This is a genomic window from Flammeovirga sp. AWQ4_249, assembly GCF_056161045.1.
The window spans coordinates 183,914-203,523 of record NZ_JBSWYJ010000002.1; the positions used below are offsets into that span (position 1 = coordinate 183,914).

The window sequence follows — 19,610 nt, forward strand, 5'->3', positions numbered from 1 at the left end:
TTACGGGAATAACTCTATTTTATAATTGAACTGGCGGTTATTAATAGTGACATAAAAAATTAGTAATCTAGTTTAAAATGACTCGCCTATTCAAAGACTTTTCTTTTTGTATCAGTGTTTGTGTTGCTGATAATGTAAAGGTGCATCATTGCTTAAAATAAGGCTTTAAATTATGTTTCAATGATTATAAAATATGTTTCAAAATTCACAAAACATTAATTTACAATTATTTACAAATCCAATTTTTATACATTTTATTTAAAGGATAAATAAGATTTTCTCTTTTTTATATTGTGGTGAACCTTTATAAAGTCACTTTTATCTAATTATTTTTAACCAATCTTCTATCTTAATGATAAGTATAGTTACTTTGTATATCGAAAAATAAATAAGGAATAAATCATAGCGTTTTGATTTTAAGTATAGATACTTCCACTACTGTTTGTTCAGTAGCATTACATACATTAGAAGGAGAATTAGTTTCCTATTATGAACAACATATCGACAAATCGCATTCTGAATATTTGGCAGTTATGATTCAAAATATTACCGAAAATGCAGGTATAGAAATGTCTATGTTAAAAGGTATAGCCGTATCTGAAGGACCGGGTTCTTATACAGGATTAAGAATTGGTGCTTCTACCGCAAAAGGATTGTGTTATACGTTGGACATTCCATTAATGGGTGTAAGTACTTTGGAGTCGATGGCTCTTCAGATTTCATTTACTGTGGATAAAGAAGATATTATTTGCCCAATGTTAGATGCTAGAAGAATGGAAGTCTATACAGCACTTTATTCTTCAGACATGGTTGAGCAATTGGCACCTCAGCCGATGGTCATGGATGAAAACAGCTTAAAAGATGTCACCAATCGACTAGTTTACTTTGGAAATGGTGCTGAAAAATGTACTCCATTATTTGAAGGAAGACAAACTAAATTGATTAAAAATATTGTACCTTCAGCACAGTTTATTGGGGAGTTAGCTTTAAAACTTTTTAAAAAAGAAGATTTTAAAGATGTAGCCTATTGGGAACCAGAATATTTAAAGGAATTCCAAGCGACTACTCCTCGTAAAAGGTTATAATCACTACTTACTTCGTAATATTTATTCATGTCTTTATTTGAAGAGCAACATCAATTTGCTGAAATCATTCTTCCTGTTCCTGTTCCTAAGACATTTTGCTATTTTATTTCTCCTGCTTGGGATTTAGAAGTAGTAGTAGGACAACGCGTCCTTGTGGAATTTGGTAATAGAAAGATTTACACCGGTATTGTTGCTCAAATACATCAAAAAAGACCCGAAGATTACGATCCTAAACCCATATTAGAGGTATTAGAAGAAAATCCATCTGTAACAGCTGATCAAATTAAGCTTTGGAAATGGGTTGCTGATTACTACATGTGTTCTATCGGTGAAGTAATGAATATTGCCTTACCATCAGGACTAAAATTAAGTAGTCAATCACAAGTTCAGCTCCATCCCAATTTTATTATAGATGATCACTTAGAATTACTTTCTGACCGTGAATTTTCTTTCTTAAAATTATTAGAGAAAGAACAGACTATCCCCTACAGTCAGATTGGTTCAATATTAAAATTAAAAAACCCTTATAAAGCGATTAAAGACCTAATTGCCAAAGATGCGGTTTTATTAATCGAAAAAATTAAAGAAAAGTATAAGCCAAAGATGGAAAAACGTATTCGCCTCCATCAAAGTTTGGTTGATAATACTTCTCTACTCGATGGTGTTTTTGATATCATTGCAAAAAAAGCGAAACAGGAAGATGCCTTATTGAAATACTTATCAATGGTACCTGTTTATGAAAATCACATGACAAATTATCATGGTGTCAGCAAAAGAGACTTTATTCATGAAGGAAAAGCCCTTTCACCAAGTTCAGTAGGCACCATGACCAAAAATGGTATTTTTGAAGAATTTGAACGACAAGTTCCTCGATTTGAACTGAGTATTGCTGATAAAATGATGCCTACGCCAGAACTTTCAGAAGCTCAAAATGACTGCCTTCAGAAAGTAGTACAAGGCTTAACTGATAAAGGTACCTGTTTGCTACATGGTGTAACGGGTAGTGGTAAAACAGAGATTTATCTTAAGCTCATCAAAAATGTGATTGATAATGGAGGACAGGCCTTGTTTATGATTCCTGAAATTGCATTGACAAGTCAATTGGTTCGCCGTTTGAAAGTTTATTTTGGTGATGTATTGGGAATTTATCATTCTAAGTTTTCTGATAATGAAAGAGTAGAAACATGGAAAGGTGTACAAGAAGGGGAATTTCAGGTCATTGTGGGCACTCGTTCTTCTCTCTTTTTACCCTTTTCTGATTTAGAATTAATTGTCGTGGATGAAGAACATGATTCATCCTATAAAGCACAAGACCCTGCCCCACGTTATCAAGGTAGAGATGTCGCACTTGTGTTGGCACATCTTCACCATGCAAAAGTAGTATTAGGGTCTGCTACACCATCACTTGAATCATTTTATTTAGCGGTAAAAAAGAAATATGCTTACGCAGGATTAACGGAAAGATATGGAAATGCTAAACTTCCGGAAATCAAGATTATTGACATAAAATCAATGCGTAAGCAAAAGAAAATGAAAGATGATTTTTCGGATGATCTTTTGCAAGCAGTACATAAAACTACAGAAGATGGTTATCAAGCTATATTATTTCAAAATCGTAGAGGATACTCTCCTTATGTAAGTTGTGAAGTCTGTAGTTGGGTCCCTGAATGTCCTGATTGTGCTGTAAATCTTACTTATCATATTTATAAAAATGAATTAAGATGTCATTATTGTGGACATAAAGAGCATGTACCTAAAACGTGTGTTTCTTGTGGCAGTACACACCTTAAAACAGTAGGACTTGGTACACAAAAAGTAGAAGAAGGTCTGAAAACTTATCTTACCGATTTAAGAGTTGGTCGACTTGATTTAGATACCACACGAAAAAAGCATAGCTACGAGCAAATTCTAACGGATTTCGAACAAGGTCATGTTGATGTATTAGTGGGTACTCAAATGGTTACAAAAGGTTTAGACTTTGGTAATGTTCGAGTTGTTGGAATTTTGGATGCGGATCGTCTATTATTTTTCCCTGACTTTAGAGCACATGAACGTGCCTTTCAATTATTGACACAAGTTAGTGGTCGAGCAGGAAGAAGAGGTGAAGAAGGTATGGTTATTTTACAAACAACAATGCCTAAGGAAACGCTTTTTGCAAAAGTAGTAAATCATGATTATGCTAATTTTTATCGAAAAGAGATCCAAGAACGTCAACAATACCATTATCCTCCATTTACACGATTGATAAAGTTAACTATTCGAAGTGAAAAACAAGATCTCACTCGAGAATCTGCAGAATGGTTAGCTCAACGACTAGTACATTGGATTGGTGAAAAAAGAATATTAGGGCCTCAAGAACCTGTCATCAATAAGATCAGGAATTATTATTTATCAGAGATCATGATCAAGTTAGAACGTGAAAACTTTGATTTGAAAAAGGCAAAACTTTACATCCAACATGCTATTCAAAATTTAAGAGAAGAAAAACCATTCAAAAGAGTTTGGGTAAGTGTGGATGTTGATCCAAATTAAAAAAGAAAAGCCACCTCAACTTGAGATGGCTTTAGCTACTAATTTATCATTTTATTCTAATTTACTAACTACTAGGTAAGAAGGTTATTCTACAATAAACTTCTTGGTTTGTGTCTCAAGTTCATTACTTACTTTCAATAAATAAATCCCTTTATTAAATCCTTCTAGAGGTATAGATATTTTATTCTCGTCTACTGTTTGAGTAAACATCAATCGCCCATTAATATTGAAGATTGAAATTGATCCATTTTCAACGAATGAAGCTGCATTGACATTAATAAATGCTCTAGTAGGGTTAGGATAAACATTCATTTCAGGACTAACTAATTCATCGTGTAATGATTCTCCTCGAATATTTGAAAGCGTTTGAAGTGGAGCATTTAAGCTAGCACTATTTGCAATATTGATTGTGTAATCTTCAACTTCACCATAAGTGAATGATTCACATGGAGTAGAAGCACTTCCATATTTCATTGAAACTCTCATTCTCGTTAATCCACTTAAAGCTGAAGTTGGTATTGTTTGCGTACCTGATAATAGGTTTGCACTTCTTGAAGAACCTTGAACAAACAATTCTCCACTATCTTCGAAATCTCCATCTTGGTTATAATCAATCCATACTGACCAATAAACAGTATATCTTGTACCACTGTAACCTGCACTAAATGAGATTGTTTCGCTATTTCCTTTTACTAAAGTTCCTGCTGTAAGTGAGGTATAATCTCCATATCCACCGTCTGCTGCACTTGTATTATTTTGCCCTCCTGCTTGTACTCTATCAATCCAGAAGAAGTTGACATTATTACCATTTGTAGCACAGTAGTTTGCAGGTATTCCTCCTCCAGCTTCTGTTGTGAATGAAACTGTTGATGAGAATGCCGAACTTCCTGAAGTACAGTTTGAAGCTACTTGAACCTCATAAGTGGTAGCTGCTGCTAAACCAGTAAATGAAGCTCCATTTGTTGTAGCAGTGTAAGTTCCCCAAGCACTTCCTTGCTCTCTTAATCTTAAAGTGAAATCATTTGCAGCACTTACATCATCCCATGATAAATCTACCGTTGATGAAGTAATTGTTCCTACTGCTAATCCAGTTGGTACAGAACATACCTCTGGTGCTCCACTTGTAATTTCTACAGCATAATCTTCTACTTCACCATAGCTAAATGTTTCACAAACAGTTTGTTCACCGTTGTATTTCATTGAAACTCTCATACGAGTAGTTGTAGCAGCTGTTCCTGCTGGAATTGTGATACTTCCAGTTTCAGTAGCAGAAGTAAGTCCACCACCATCAAATACTAATTCATTAGCATCTTCAAAATCACCGTCAGCATTTAAATCAATCCAGATTTTCCAATACTCGTTATATGTTTGACCTGAAAAGGCAGGAGATAATGATACATTATAAGTACCACCAGCTTCCATAGTTACTGATTGAGAACCAGAGAAATCAAAGTATCCACCATTTGTTCCTGTTGTGTTGTTTAAGTCTCCAACAGTAACATTTGCAATCCATTCATAGGAAGCATCACTACCTCTTGAATCACAATAAGCTGAAGCTTCACCATATTTTGCTCCAACACCTACTGCATGCCATGCATTTGTAGTTTGGATCACTTCATTTGATCCTGCTCCATATAAATCCTCAGCTGACTGAATAGAGAAAGTTCTTGCATTCGCAAATGTAGAATTTGATGATAAATAAACTGCTTCAGTTCTGTAAGCTATTTTACCTGCTTTATCTATACCGATACCTGCTATATTAAATACTCCACCAACATCATTTGTTCCAGAACCTCCATCAGTTAAAAGGTAGAACCAATAGTTTAATACACCACTATTGATATGTACTCCACAGTAATCATTATTTTGTGTAGGTGTTCCACAATTTGGATTATACCAGAATGAACCACCATATGTATCAGGTTGATCTTCTGCGTTTGGATTACTCATTGAACGTAAAGATTGACTAGTAGATCTTCTTTCAATATCTTCTCCGATTAACCAAATATCTTTTTCAGGAGCAGCATAAGCTTCAACACAAGCTCCCCAGATATCTGAGAAACCTTCATTTAAAGCACCTGACTCTCTTTGATAAACTAAGTTCGCTGTTCTTTCACATACAGCGTGTCCGATTTCATGGGCTGCTACATCTAACGAAGTTAATGCATCAAAGTAAGTACCACTACCATCACCGTATGTCATTACTGAACCATTCCAGAATGCATTGTCATAAGCACTGCTATAATGAACATAACTACGGATTGCAGCACCATTTCCATCCCAGCTATCTCGACTATGCTCAGCCAAGAAGTAATCATATGTCATCTGAGCACCCCAATGAGCATCTAATGCTGCATTATCTTTATTTCCATTGTTCCATTCTGCAGAAGTCCAATTGTTATCATTGTCTACAAAATCAACTGCAGAATTGTAATTAGTACCTTCATTCATATCGTAAGTTTCGATACCATTACCTCTTGAGTAATCTCTTAATCTGTAACTGCCGTTGTATGAATCTGTGTTACTTGCTCTTGACCCTGAATAACGAGTAGCAAATGTTCCTTCAGAAGTAGCATGCTTAATAATTGGATTGATATGAACTACCTCACCAGAAGTTGCATCAACATAGATATAAGCTCTGCTTAATGGTTCTTCAGCATAAATATCAAACTTATATGCTAGAACAAAATTGAAGCGATTATCTTTTTCTTTAGCTTCATAATTGGGAACTATTACTACTTCTCCTTTAGGAAAAAATGTAGTTTGTTCTCCATGTGACATCTTAGAGGCAATTTCTTTTTCATCGCTTCTTTGCCACATATACTTAGTAGCACCAACATTCTGTAAAGCCTTATTTAAAGCTTCATTTTCAGATAATTGAGGCTGTACAGAAGGAAGATTAATAGCTCTTGCATGGTGTACAATAGACAAAGGGCTTTGCCCTTTAAAGTTTAAAGTATATCCACTATACTCCACTTTTACATTGTTGTAATACTCTTGGAATCTTCTGTGACTAATTCCAAGTTCATCTGTTTTGGTTTCAATTTGTCTAAAACTAATTGGTGTCCCCAATTTTAACTGGTCTCGGAGTACACTTTCAGCTTGTTGAATAGTGATTTTTTGTTTTCGATCATTACTAGACTCATCTAGACGTATTAGCTCCTGAGCTGTTAAGTTAGTTGTGCTGAATAATCCTAAGAGAAAGACAGCGAGTAGAACTTTTTTCATTCTTGTTTATTTATTGAATTGGATTGAATTTAAACCCTTTGGACAAGGGCGTTACTTATTAGTAGTTAGTAATTAGAATATTTTGATTTACTTAATAGCTGTTTACAAATATATTGAAGTTGATTTTTAAATCACAACTTTAATTGTCTAATAATCAACAGGTACAGGCTAAACAATCTACCTAAAATACAATTTTAAAATATCATTATTTTTACAAAATTTATTACGTAGATGTTATAACAAATACAAGTAAAACGTTACTCCATGTCATTTAATCGAATAACGCTCCATACACATTTTAAAAAATAAGTACTCCTATTTTCTCTATAAAAAAACTAGAGAATATACAATCGCATTTTTTTTCAAAAAATTGAATAAAAGTTCATTATTAATAAAAAAGCCATAGAAATGTATCTCTATGGCTATCTATTACTTATTATTTTTATTGTAATTTCACGATTTTGCAATTACATTTTTTCTTAGTTGATGCTGAAATTCCAACATACATGCAGCACATAAACAATCATCATATTGTTCTCTCATTTTCTGTGTCTCTTCATATGTCATTTTGACTTCATAACATTGACATTGAGTAATGTTACCTACTTTACATTCAAATGAGTTACCGCATTTTTGACAAGTTTTGATTTCATGTTTTGGCATAACTAATATATCTTTTAGTGACATTTCATTTCAACCTGATCTGCAGGTTTATCATCGATTCCTTGTGAAGATTGTTGGATATTATAAGCTCTCCAAATTAATAATCCTCCCATAGCAAGGAAAAGAATTGGATAAATTTTTCGAACATTATTTCTCACTTTTGTTTCTACAAATTTACCTGCTACTGCTACTGCAAACATCATTGGTATGGTTCCTAAACCAAAAGCAAACATATACCCCATCCCTTCAGTAACATTTCCTGTAGAAAGAGCTGTTAACATAGCCATGTATACCAAACCACATGGAAGAAATCCATTCATTATTCCAATACTAAAAAAGGTATGCCATTTCGCTTGACGCATATACTTTCCTAGTTGTTTACGTACAAATTGAAACCATTCTCCAAGAAAAGGCACTAATTTTAATAGTCGATCAGGGTTCACCGTAAAGATTCCGAAAGCGATCATCATCGCTCCTAAAAACAAAGTTAAATACACTTGATAGCCTATTAACCAAGATAAACCATGTCCTATTAATCCTGCAAATGCACCTAATAATCCATACGTAAATGCTCTACCTAAATTATACAATAAACGATCAAAAACTAACTGAGATCCAGATGATTTTCCTCCTTGTATTGCCAATGCTATAGGTCCGCACATTCCTAAACAGTGAAAACTTCCTGCAAATCCTAACCCTAATGCTGTAAGATACAACTGTGTCATTTTTTAAATGATTAAAGGTTTTTCAAAAAGATAGTCTTTTCCTTCACTAGAAAAGTTCACTTGCAAGATCCATCTACCTCTAATTACTCGACTAACATCAATTTGTTGTTCATTTTCATTTGTCAATTTAAGATCAACATTAAAATCTAATCTTGAATCAGCAGGTCTGAAAAAACGAACTCCACCAGTAACATTTTTTAATTCTGGCGGTAATATTAAATCTACATTTCCTGTTTCTTTATTTAAAATCAAAACAGGCTGAGCAGATAATGTTTTTAAATTTTCTTTCTTCGCTAATGTTTCTTCAAAACGTTGCTCCTCGGCATAGTAATCTTTTGATACCATATTAACAGGTACTGTAAACATTTTAATCACTAAGCTGATCATTGTAATCCCAAAAATAGTGAAGGTGATCACAACTCCCCATCCCCAATTTATTTTCATAGCAGTCTAATTTATTAGTTTATTTTTTCTTCATTGGTCCCATAAAATTGGTGCTCACCTCATCGATAAGTTTGTCACCATTCATGATTTTTAAGGTAATTTCATTTTTTAAACCCTCTAATTCATTCGGTGGGATTTCAACAAAGAAAGCACCATCTAAATGCCCTCCTTTTTTAAGTGTCATCGTTCCACCTGCAATGGTCAATTTACCTTTAGGAGCGACCAAAATCACTTCTAGATTATTGTAATCTTCATTTGTTTTGTTGACCAATTGAATCGTATATAAGTTTCGAATATCACCATTATCAGACTTTTGATAAAGCATACCTGGAGCTCTTAGAACAGTTACTTCTACATCACTTCTCTTTACTAAAGCGAAGGAAATTGCCATGACTAACACCAATAAAACTACAGTATAGGCTTTTATTCTTGTTGTAAATTTAAAAGGTTGTCCTTTCTCGATATCATTGGCAGAAGCGAAACGAATTAATCCTCTAGGTTTGTCAATTTTATCCATTACTTCGTCACATGCATCTATACAAGCTGTGCAATTGACGCATTCCAACTGTGTACCATTTCGAATGTCAATGCCTGTTGGACAAACGTGAACACAAAGTTTACAATCAATACAATCACCTAAAGGTTTTTCATCAGAAACAGAAGAGTTTAAATCTGATAAAGTCATTTTCTTTACTTCCTCATTAGGTTCTTCATTGATTGGCTCCACCTCTTTCTTTTTTATTTCTGGTAATGGAGTTGGATCTTTCTTTATTGGTTTGGGTTTACCAACAATTGGCTTCACAGAAGCACCTTCTCCACAACCTCCACATCCAGAAGGCTGAGCTCTTTTTTGTTTTTTCAATTTTCCCCTTGGCTCACCTCTAACATGATCATAAGAAATTACGATAGAATCTTTATCTAAAAATACTCCTTGAAGACGACCATAGGGACAGACTTGGGTACATGCCTGCTCTCTAAATTTTGCAAATACATAATAGAAAATACCTGCAAAGCCAACATGTGCTAGGAAGACAGGCCAATTTTCTTTAGGTCGATGTGTGATCATTTCTACCAAAGCATCACCTCCAACAATATAGCCTAATACCATATTGGCAATTGCTAAGGAGAAAATGATAAAAATTGTATGTTTTGCTCCTTTCTTAAGGATTTTTTCTTTTGTCCAAGGAGCTTGATCTAGTTTTCTTTTTTGGTTTGCATCGCCTTCAATCCAATATTCAATTCTTCGGAAAACCATTTCCATAAATACGGTTTGAGGACACGTCCATCCACACCATACCCTACCATAGACCACAGTAAAGAGTACAATAAAGATGATTAAAGCAATCATTATCAATACAAAAACAAAGAAATCTTGCGGAACGAAAAGCCTACCGAAGATTACAAATTGCCTTTCTAATATGTTCATCATAAAGAAAGGCTGACCATTTATTTTAATAAAAGGTCCAATAAAGAAAAAAGCAATAAGGATATAAGCTACCCATTTACGTGCATTGTAATGTCTACCGCTTGGCTTTTTGGGATAGAGCCAAACCCTTTTTCCATCTGCATCAACTGTCGATATACTATCTCTAAACGAATCAGGTGCTTGTGAATGTAGGTCTTTTTTCATGACTACTTTGTGTTAATGATGCTCAGTATTTGGATAATTCTGAACGAAGAAAATATCATCTATTAACTATAGTATATATGATGATATTTTAATATATAATTAGGTTAAAAAGGGTAACCTTTTGGCTACCCTTCCTATATTCTAAAGCAATATTACATTGCTACTTTTTCACCTTGAGGTGCTTTCGCATTTGGTGGATTGCTGCCTTGAAGTGACAAGATATAACTTGATACTTCTTGCATTTTTAATGGAGTAAGTTTAGCTTCCCAAGCTACCATACCTTTGGCTGTAATACCATATTTAATAGTTTTAAAGATATCTTTTACATCTCCTCCGTGTAGCCAATATTCATCTGTTAAATTAGGACCAATTCCACCTTCACCTTGAGCACCATGACATGCTTTACAGTTTGTATCAAATGTTGCTTTACCTGCTGCGAGACTACCTGCATCAGTTACTGCCTCAACATTTGTTTCATCTATTGCATTTGCCATTGAAGCTAAATATTCTTTTTTAGCGATTTCAGCTTCTCTCATTGTATCGTTATATTCAGCAATTGATACTGGCTCATCATAATCTTCTGTCCACCAATGGTAGTAGCCTAAATACATAAATGATAAAACAATACAACCATAGAATAATGCTTTCCACCAAGGCGGAAGATCATTGTCTAACTCTTGAATACCATCATAATTATGATCCATGATGATATCACTTTCTAATGCAATTGGTTTTGCAGCATTAATTCTTGCCAATAACGCTTGCCATCCTGTTTCTCCTGATTTCTCATAGGCTTCTTCTTCAGAAGTTTTAGGAGCTTTCGCTAAGCTTTCTTTGACAATAAATAGTAGACCTAAAGCTACTATCATAATGGCAACAAATAATAGGATTAACGCAGCTCCTAAGACATAGATCAAAACATCAAAGTTATCCAAACCATGAATTAATTGATCAGAAGCCCAAGCTGCATTGCCCGTAAGAGTAAGCGATAAAAACGCTAGTAATTTTTTATTTGCAGATTTCATGACCTTGTTCAGTTTTTGACGAATAGAAAACTATTCAGCCGAATTTTTTTTTGTAACTACTACAGTATAAAAGACCAATGCCAATACTAGGAAGATTAAGAAAAAAACTATAATCGCAAAACCTAACAATGTTACTGCCCATTCACTAGCATTCATCGTATTGATAGAATCCTGTAATGAAGATTCTGCAAATGATGAAGTTGCGTTTAATACAATTGCTCCAATTGTCAAGACAAATGACAATAAAGACTTTGAAAGTTTACTTAAATTCATTTGTGCTGCTATTTTCTTGCTCTTCTTCTAAGTCTAAAGGTAAATTCGAAATTTCTGATACTGTTTCTTTTTTCATATTCATAGCATAGAGGCTCCATACTATGAAAAAGGTAAAGAAAATCAGAAATCCAATCACTGGAAATATATCGATTCCTTCTATAGACCTAAGTACATCTTTATACATAACTAAATGTTATTCAGAATGTTTACTCTGAAAAATTAATTCCAGAGTAAACATAACTGTAATTATTTTAATGGTAGATTACTTGCTTTTCCTGCATCAACACCAAGACGCTGTAAGTAAGCAATTAAGGCTACAATTTCTTTACGAGGAGCAGTTTCAGATCCATCTTTTTGTAAACTTTCCACAATTTCTTGTGCTTGTTTATCAAGATCACCTACTGCTTTATCTTCATAACCTTTTTCATATGGAACTCCTAAGTTTCTCATCAATGCAATTTGAGCTGGAACTTCATCCACAGAATATTCATCTTCCAATAACCAAGAATATTTTGGCATAATTGAACCTGGTGATACTAATTCAGGATCTAACATATGATTGTAGTGCCATGAATCCGGATATTTTTTACCTACTCTCGCTAAATCTGGACCTGTACGTTTTGAACCCCATTGGAATGGATGATCATATACAAATTCTCCTGACTTAGAATAATCACCATATCTTTCAGTCTCTGAACGGAAAGGACGGATCATTTGAGAGTGACATAAGTAACATCCTTCTCTGATATATATATCACGACCTTTTAATTCAAGAGGTGTATATGGTTTTACAGTTGAAATAGTAGGTGTATTTTCTTTTACAAAATAGGTTGGTAAGAATTCTACTAAACCACCAATTGAAATTGCAATAAATGATAAAATTGTCATTTGGATAGGACGAGCCTCAATCCATTCATGCCATCTCTTAACAGTATGAGATCCTTGTAATGCTGGAGCACTTGCCTCTTCTTCTCTTAATAAATTACCAGAAGATGCAGTCATATAATAGTTATAAACACCCACTAAAGCACCTACAACATATAATGCTCCACCTACAGATCTCAACATATACATCGGAACTATCTGCGTTACGGTATCTAGGAAATTAGAATACTTCAAGAAACCATCAGGTGTAAATTCTTTCCACATTAAAGATTGTGTCAAACCTGCCCAATACATAGGTACTACATAGAATACGATACCTAAAGTACCCAACCAGAAGTGCACATTTGCTAACTTCAATGAATAAAGTTTTGTTCTGTACATCTTAGGGAAGAGCCAATATAACATACCGAATGTCAAGAATCCATTCCATCCTAGTGCACCAACGTGAACGTGAGCAATAGTCCAATCTGTATAGTGAGTAATTGCATTGACATTTTTGAACGATAACATTGGTCCTTCAAATGTCGCCATACCATAAGCGGTAAGTGCAACTACCATGAATTTTAAAACTGGTTCTGTTCTTACTTTATCCCAAACACCACGAAGTGTCAATAAACCATTCAACATACCACCCCAAGATGGTGCAATCAACATCACTGAGAATACTGTTCCTAAAGATTGAGCCCAATCTGGTAACGCTGTATATAACAAGTGGTGAGGTCCAGCCCAGATATAGATAAATATCAACGACCAGAAGTGAATGATAGATAATCGGTAAGAGTATACCGGTCTGTTTGCTGCCTTAGGAACGAAATAATACATTAAGCCTAAGTAAGGTGTTGTCAAGAAGAAGGCTACGGCATTGTGACCGTACCACCATTGAACTAATGCATCTTGAACACCTGCAAAAACAGAGTAAGAATTTAAGAATGATAATGGTAATGATAAACTGTTTACAATATGTAAAACAGCTACAGTTACAAAAGTTGCTAAGTAAAACCAAATCGCAACATATAAGTGTCTTTCACGTCTTTTGACCAATGTCATGATCATATTAAGACCAAAAACTACCCAAATTACCGCAATTGCAATATCGATTGGCCATTCTAACTCTGCATATTCTTTACCTTGCGTAAAACCAAGAGGTAAAGTGATTAATGCTGACAAAATAATTAACTGCCAACCCCAGAAATGAATTTTTCCAAGTAAGTCACTGTACATTCTAGCCTTTACCAAACGAGGTAATGAATAATAAATACCGGCAAACATACCATTACCCACAAATGCAAAAATCACTGCATTTGTATGAAGTGGTCTAAGTCTACCGAAAGTCAACCAGGCTTGTTCACCTATGTTGAAAATTGGGTTTGCCAACTGCAAAGCCACGATAAGTCCAACGACCATACCGGCTACGCCCCAAAACATTGTTGCAATTGCAAAATTCTTTACAATCACATTATCATACGAGAAATGCTCTAAATTAGCGCTCGTCGTCCCTTGATTGTGTTGCTGTTCGTTGTCGATCATCTTCTTCGAATAATATTCGGATACTTGGAGTGTAGGTATCTTCATACTGATTGGATTTGACAGACCAAATGAAGATGCCTAAGAAAATTAAGGCAACGATTAAGCTGATTCCGATCAATACGATGATTGCACTCATAAGGTATTAAAATATAAAAGAGTCCTTTACTAATATGACACAAATATAATTGACCTCCGAAACGGTATTTCATGACAATGATCAACGAAAACATTGACTTTCGTCAACTTTTTATTGAACCTTAAAATCCTGATCAATAAAGAATCAAAGATCAAATATGACTTATCTCACATTTTCCTATATCTTGCGTGATATACATTCAATTTAACTTTTTTTTCGATTGAAAAAGGTGACAAAAACTAGATATGATATTTTTTTTAAAGCAGTATAAATTTCGCATTTTTGGACTATTTGGAGTGATATTATCACAAATCGGTACTTTACCTGAAAGTGTTTTTCCAACTGCAATTTTTTGGGCCTTAATTACATCTTTTATTAGTATTTTATTTCTTCCACTTATCATTGAGGAATTAATATTCAGAAAAAGATACTACCTACATTTTATTACGTTATACTTTTTGTTTTTCTTTTTGATCCTCAATAAAACATTTCAATGGAGCACTACAAATGATCAAAAAAGTGATTTTTCAATTATGAGTTATAATGTATCTGTATTTAATATCTACAAATACATGCATCATGATTGGAAAGAATGCATTGAACTAATAGATTGGATCAAAAACACTGATAATGATATTTATTGTTTTCAAGAATATTATAATAATGATATTAGTAGCCCTAAACATAACCCTAATGGAATTCATAAAACAAAAGATATTTTAGGAAATTCAAAGGGGTATAATGTTTATGCACCTCCTTTTCTAACAAATCATATTAACGCCACATTTGGTCTCGCAATTTTCTCTAAGTTTCCAATACTCCATAAAGAAGCTATATCTTTTAAAAAAATAGGTGGTTCTGCTACCAATGGAATCTTAATTGCAGATCTCAAAGTAAAACAAGATACCATAAGAGTCATTAATTGTCATCTTCAATCTATCATCTTGGATAACGGAGAAAAACAGTATAAAAATCGATTTGATCGATGGACTCAAACACTTTTAAAAATTCATAGAGGAGCTGTAGTAAGAGAAAAACAAATTGATATACTAACTGATATCATCAAAAAAAGTCCCTATCCTACTTTACTTTGTGGTGACTTTAATGAACCTCCTTATGGCTATGGTTATTTTACATTAAAAACCTTATTGAGTAATGCATTTGAAGCAAAAGGAAAAGGTTTTGGCATTTCATTAAGAGACCTTCCTTTTAGAATAGATCAGCTATTTTATGATAATGATTATTTTAAAATCAATAGCTTTAAAACAGATAGATCCATAAAAGCTTCTGATCATTACCCTATCATTTCTGAAATTTCAATCGGAAACTGATAGTTAAGTATGCTTTTTTGATATGTTTGTATTAAAAAAGTAGATAAATTCGAATAATTAAAATTAAACACATTATACAAATGAAAAAGTCTTTGATTATTGGTGCTTCTTTATGTGCTTCCCTACTTATAGGATGTGCTGAGCAACCACATAAACAAGAAACAAAGCAAGCGATTGCCGCACAAAAAGTTAATCATCTTGTCGACTACACTGATTTTACACTTACTACAGATCTAAGTAATATGAGTAGTGATCAGAAACTTATGATTATTAAAATGATCGAGGTTTCTAAAATCATGGATAATATCTTCTGGAAGCAAGCTTATGGTGATAAAGTATCTCTTATGGAAAGCTTACCTACTGAAGAATTAAAGAGATATGCTGCTATCAATTATGGACCTTGGGATAGATTACAAGACAATAAACCTTTTGTTGATAATACTCCTAACAAACCACTGGGGGCCAATTTCTATCCTCAGGATATGACAAAAGAAGAATTTAGTAGTCTTAATAACGAAGAAAAAACGAGTTTATACACTGTTATAAGAAGAGATCAAAGGGGTGAATTAAAAGTAGTTCCTTATTCAAAAGAATACGAAGCAGAATTAGACAGAGCATCGTCTTTACTTTTAGAATGTTCTAGATTAGCAGATGACCCAGGTCTTAAAAAATACCTTGAACTACGTTCTAAAGCTTTAATCTCAAATGATTATTTCACTTCTGATTTGGCTTGGATGGATATGAAAACGAATCCAATCGATTTCGTCGTTGGGCCAATTGAAAATTATGAAGATAAATTATTTGGGTATAAAACTTCTTTTGAGGCTTATGTCTTAGTAAAAGACATGAATTGGTCGAAAAAGTTAGAAAAATATGCATCATTTTTACCTGAACTACAAAAAGGCTTACCTGTAGAAAACAAGTACAAGGATGAAATGCCAGGTACAGATTCTCAATTAAATGCATATGACGTAGTTTATTATGCTGGTGACTGTAATGCAGGTAGTAAAACAATTGCTATCAATCTTCCTAATGATGAAAGAGTTCAAGACCAAAAAGGTTCAAGACGTCTTCAGCTAAAAAATGCCATGCGTGCAAAGTTCGATAAAATCTTAGTACCAATTTCAGAAGTATTAATTGACCCTTCACAACGTCAACATATCACTTTTGATGCATTCTTTGCCAATACAATGTTCCATGAAGTAGCACATGGTTTGGGTATTAAAGAAACAATAAATGGAAAAGGAACAGTAAGAAAAGCATTAAAAGAACATGCTTCAGCTTTAGAAGAAGGTAAAGCTGATATTTTAGGTCTTTATATGGTTTCTCAGTTACATATAAAAGGAGAAATTCAAGGAGACATGAAAGATTATTATACAACTTTCTTAGCTGGTATTTTCAGATCGGTTCGTTTTGGTGCTGCCTCTGCACATGGTGTGGCTAATATGATTCGTTTCAACTTCTTCAAAGAATATGGTGCTTTTGAACAAGATCTTTCTACAGGATATTATAAAGTCAACTATGAAAAGATGGAAGAAGCGATGAATGCCTTATCTGCTAAAATTTTAGAACTTCAAGGAAATGGAGATTATGAAGGTGTTACTGAATTGGTAAAAGCCCAAGGTAAAATCACATTTGATCTTCAAAAAGATTTGGATAAAATTGATGATGCAAATATTCCTACAGATGTTGTCTTTAATCAAGGTATTCAAGTTTTAGGATTAAAATAATTCCAATTTCTGAGTTAAAAACAGAATTATATTTTATAAATAGGTGTTAATTTCGAATAGCACCTATTTTTTTCTTCCTCAAAATGAATTATTTAAAATTTTATTATAAAAATTATCCTATTTAGGATTTGTATTAGAATAAAATTACCCTTAATATTGTAACGTCTTAAAGAGAAAGACACACGGGCATAGCTCAGCTGGTAGAGTTACGGTCTCCAAAACCGCAGGTCGTGGGTTCGAATCCTACTGCCCGTGCAACAACCGCAAGTTCTGAATAGAATTTGCGGTTTTTTTTGTTTATAATGTATTGTATTATAAATCCTGAAAGAGTACGAAAATGAGATATTTTGCTGAAATTGCCTATTTAGGTACAAATTATCATGGTTGGCAAGTACAACCTAATGCTGAGACAGCACAAGGACATTTGGACTATGTTTTAAGCACACTTTTAGGTCAAGAGATAAATACAATAGGAAGTGGTAGAACCGACACTGGAGTACACTGCTCACAACAATATGCACAATTTGACTTTGATGGAGAATTAAATGGAAAGAATATGTTACATCGTATTAATTCTTTTCTATCAAATGATGTCGCAGTAAATAGCCTATGGCAAGTCAAGGAAGATGCTCATGCCAGGTTTGATGCAACTAAGCGTAGCTATAGATATGATATAGTTCTTGGAAAATCTCCTTTTCAACAAGGTTTAGTTTGGCAATACTTTAGAACTCCTGATTTTGATAAATTACAGGAAGCTGCTAAGGTCTTATTGGAATTTGAGGATTTTACTGCATTTTCAAAAAAACATGCAGATGTTCATACACATATTTGTGATATCATGCAGTCTTTTTGGGTAAAAGATGGAAATAAGCTTTCATTTCATATACAAGCCAATCGTTTTCTTAGAGGGATGATTAGAATAATTGTAGGTAATATGATGGAAGTAGGAATGGGTAGAATGACAGTGGATTACATGAGAGAAACTTTACGTTTAATGAGTAGAGAAAGAGCAGCTAAATTTTTAGCACCTGCTCAAGGCTTATTCCTATCTGAAGTTTTGTACCCAGAAGAAACATTTATCAAAAAAATTGAGAATTAATTCTGTCCACGCAAAATGACTATATAAATAAAGCCTCAAGTTTATACTTAAAACTTGAGGCTTTTATTTATGTAAAATAATCAAATAGATTACTTTCTATACATTACTTTTTTAACTGCATCTACAGTACGCTCTACGTTTGGCAAGATCTCTTCGATCAATGTAGGAGCATATGGAAGAGGAACATCTTTAGAAGCTACTCTAACTACTGGAGAATCTAAGTGATCAAACGCGTGTAATTGGATATGGTGAGAAATCTCAGAAGAGATTGACGCTAATGGCCATGCCTCCTCAACAACAACTAAACGGTTTGTTTTCTTAACAGAATTGATGATTGCATCATAGTCAATTGGTCTTACTGTACGCAAGTCAATTACTTCACATGAAATACCTTCTTTTTCTAATTCTGCTGCAGCTTTAGTGATTACGTGTACCATTTTACCAAAAGATACTAAAGTAACATCAGTACCCTCTTGAATAGTATTTGCAACACCTAGAGGAATAATATATTCGCTCTCTGGTACTTCACCTTTATCAGCATACATTACTTCAGACTCCATAAAGATAACTGGATCATTATCTCTGATGGAAGCTTTTAATAATCCTTTTGCATCATAAGGGTTTGAAGGAACAACTACTTTAAGACCTGGAGTATTTGCATACCAGTTTTCAAAGTTTTGTGAGTGCTGAGCACCTAATTGTCCTGCATTACCAGTTGGACCACGGAATACCATTGGTGCTGAATATTGTCCTCCTGACATAGAAAGGATTTTCGCTGCACTGTTGATAACTTGGTCAATTGCTACAAGTGAGAAGTTGAATGTCATGAACTCAACGATAGGACGAGTACCGTTCATTGCTGCACCTACTCCGATACCAGCAAATCCAAGTTCTGCAATTGGTGTATCGATCACTCTATCTGGACCGAATTCATCTAACATACCTTGAGTTACTTTGTAAGCACCATTGTACTCTGCAACTTCCTCACCCATGATGAAGACATCCTTATCACGACGCATTTCTTCTTGCATCGCCTCTCTAAGAGCTTCTCTGAATTGAATTTCTCTCATTACTTATTAAAAGTTCTGCTAATAATATCAGTATTTTCGTTTTCGGATGCCAAGATAAGAAGATTTACGCTATTTTTTTAGTTAAACAATAAAAGGTTTGTATAAAAAAGAACATTCATCACTACGTACTAGTAAGTATGATGATTTTTTATCATCTCTTCACAAAATTCTACAAATAAAAAAGCGCCTAACCTTTTTCAAGGTTAGGCGCTTTATATTTTTATCTG

General features: G+C 33.9%; 15 protein-coding genes and 1 tRNA gene. 6 read left to right on the forward strand and 10 right to left on the reverse strand.

Annotated features, from left to right (window positions below):
* The first annotated feature begins 410 nt into the window (after positions 1 to 410).
* Together tsaB and priA are read left to right on the forward strand one after the other, a co-directional pair.
* Positions 411 to 1,085, forward strand: coding sequence for a tRNA (adenosine(37)-N6)-threonylcarbamoyltransferase complex dimerization subunit type 1 TsaB (gene tsaB, locus ACXAHM_RS02675; protein ID WP_474958849.1), 675 nt, complete (start codon positions 411 to 413; stop codon positions 1,083 to 1,085).
* 27 nt (positions 1,086 to 1,112) lie between these two features.
* Positions 1,113 to 3,617, forward strand: a complete 2,505-nt coding sequence (gene priA, locus ACXAHM_RS02680; RefSeq protein ID WP_474958850.1) for a replication restart helicase PriA — start codon at positions 1,113 to 1,115, stop codon at positions 3,615 to 3,617.
* Positions 3,618 to 3,701: 84 nt separating this feature from the next.
* Here priA and ACXAHM_RS02685 read toward each other — a convergent pair whose 3' ends face one another.
* The 9 genes from ACXAHM_RS02685 to ccoS all read right to left on the reverse strand — a co-directional run bounded on the left by ACXAHM_RS02685 (position 3,702) and on the right by ccoS (position 14,153).
* A complete protein-coding gene (locus tag ACXAHM_RS02685; RefSeq protein ID WP_474958851.1) occupies positions 3,702 to 6,845 on the reverse strand; it encodes a M4 family metallopeptidase in 3,144 nt (1,047 codons plus the stop codon).
* A gap of 453 nt (positions 6,846 to 7,298) precedes the next feature.
* Positions 7,299 to 7,532: a cysteine-rich CWC family protein gene (locus ACXAHM_RS02690; RefSeq protein WP_474958852.1), complete on the reverse strand. Its 234-nt coding sequence runs from the start codon at positions 7,530 to 7,532 to the stop codon at positions 7,299 to 7,301.
* Positions 7,523 to 8,233: a sulfite exporter TauE/SafE family protein gene (locus tag ACXAHM_RS02695; RefSeq protein WP_474958853.1), complete on the reverse strand. Its 711-nt coding sequence runs from the start codon at positions 8,231 to 8,233 to the stop codon at positions 7,523 to 7,525. The genes ACXAHM_RS02690 and ACXAHM_RS02695 overlap by 10 nt, the downstream gene beginning before the upstream one ends.
* A gap of 3 nt (positions 8,234 to 8,236) precedes the next feature.
* Complete coding sequence (locus tag ACXAHM_RS02700; RefSeq protein WP_474958854.1) at positions 8,237 to 8,677, reverse strand: FixH family protein; 441 nt, start codon at positions 8,675 to 8,677, stop codon at positions 8,237 to 8,239.
* A gap of 19 nt (positions 8,678 to 8,696) precedes the next feature.
* Positions 8,697 to 10,307 carry a 4Fe-4S dicluster domain-containing protein gene (locus ACXAHM_RS02705; protein WP_474958855.1) on the reverse strand — a complete coding sequence of 537 codons (1,611 nt, stop codon included), beginning with the start codon at positions 10,305 to 10,307 and terminating at the stop codon, positions 8,697 to 8,699.
* 152 nt (positions 10,308 to 10,459) lie between these two features.
* Positions 10,460 to 11,332, reverse strand: coding sequence for a cbb3-type cytochrome c oxidase N-terminal domain-containing protein (locus tag ACXAHM_RS02710; RefSeq protein WP_474958856.1), 873 nt, complete (start codon positions 11,330 to 11,332; stop codon positions 10,460 to 10,462).
* A gap of 30 nt (positions 11,333 to 11,362) precedes the next feature.
* Positions 11,363 to 11,605: a hypothetical protein gene (locus ACXAHM_RS02715; protein ID WP_474958857.1), complete on the reverse strand. Its 243-nt coding sequence runs from the start codon at positions 11,603 to 11,605 to the stop codon at positions 11,363 to 11,365.
* Positions 11,606 to 11,851: 246 nt separating this feature from the next.
* Positions 11,852 to 14,017 carry a cytochrome-c oxidase, cbb3-type subunit I gene (gene ccoN, locus ACXAHM_RS02720; RefSeq protein ID WP_474958858.1) on the reverse strand — a complete coding sequence of 722 codons (2,166 nt, stop codon included), beginning with the start codon at positions 14,015 to 14,017 and terminating at the stop codon, positions 11,852 to 11,854.
* Positions 13,971 to 14,153, reverse strand: a complete 183-nt coding sequence (gene ccoS, locus ACXAHM_RS02725; RefSeq protein ID WP_474958859.1) for a cbb3-type cytochrome oxidase assembly protein CcoS — start codon at positions 14,151 to 14,153, stop codon at positions 13,971 to 13,973. The genes ccoN and ccoS overlap by 47 nt, the downstream gene beginning before the upstream one ends.
* A gap of 533 nt (positions 14,154 to 14,686) precedes the next feature.
* Here ccoS and ACXAHM_RS02730 point away from each other — a divergent pair.
* The 4 genes from ACXAHM_RS02730 to truA all read left to right on the forward strand — a co-directional run bounded on the left by ACXAHM_RS02730 (position 14,687) and on the right by truA (position 18,313).
* Positions 14,687 to 15,484, forward strand: coding sequence for an endonuclease/exonuclease/phosphatase family protein (locus ACXAHM_RS02730; RefSeq protein WP_474958860.1), 798 nt, complete (start codon positions 14,687 to 14,689; stop codon positions 15,482 to 15,484).
* A gap of 80 nt (positions 15,485 to 15,564) precedes the next feature.
* A complete protein-coding gene (locus ACXAHM_RS02735; RefSeq protein WP_474958861.1) occupies positions 15,565 to 17,214 on the forward strand; it encodes a dipeptidyl-peptidase 3 family protein in 1,650 nt (549 codons plus the stop codon).
* Between the two features lie 182 nt (positions 17,215 to 17,396).
* A tRNA-Trp gene (locus tag ACXAHM_RS02740) sits at positions 17,397 to 17,469 on the forward strand.
* 82 nt (positions 17,470 to 17,551) lie between these two features.
* A complete protein-coding gene (gene truA / locus ACXAHM_RS02745) occupies positions 17,552 to 18,313 on the forward strand; it encodes a tRNA pseudouridine(38-40) synthase TruA (protein WP_474958862.1) in 762 nt (253 codons plus the stop codon).
* Between the two features lie 89 nt (positions 18,314 to 18,402).
* Here truA and ACXAHM_RS02750 read toward each other — a convergent pair whose 3' ends face one another.
* Positions 18,403 to 19,383, reverse strand: coding sequence for a pyruvate dehydrogenase complex E1 component subunit beta (locus ACXAHM_RS02750; protein WP_474958863.1), 981 nt, complete (start codon positions 19,381 to 19,383; stop codon positions 18,403 to 18,405).
* Positions 19,384 to 19,610: the final 227 nt, after the last annotated feature.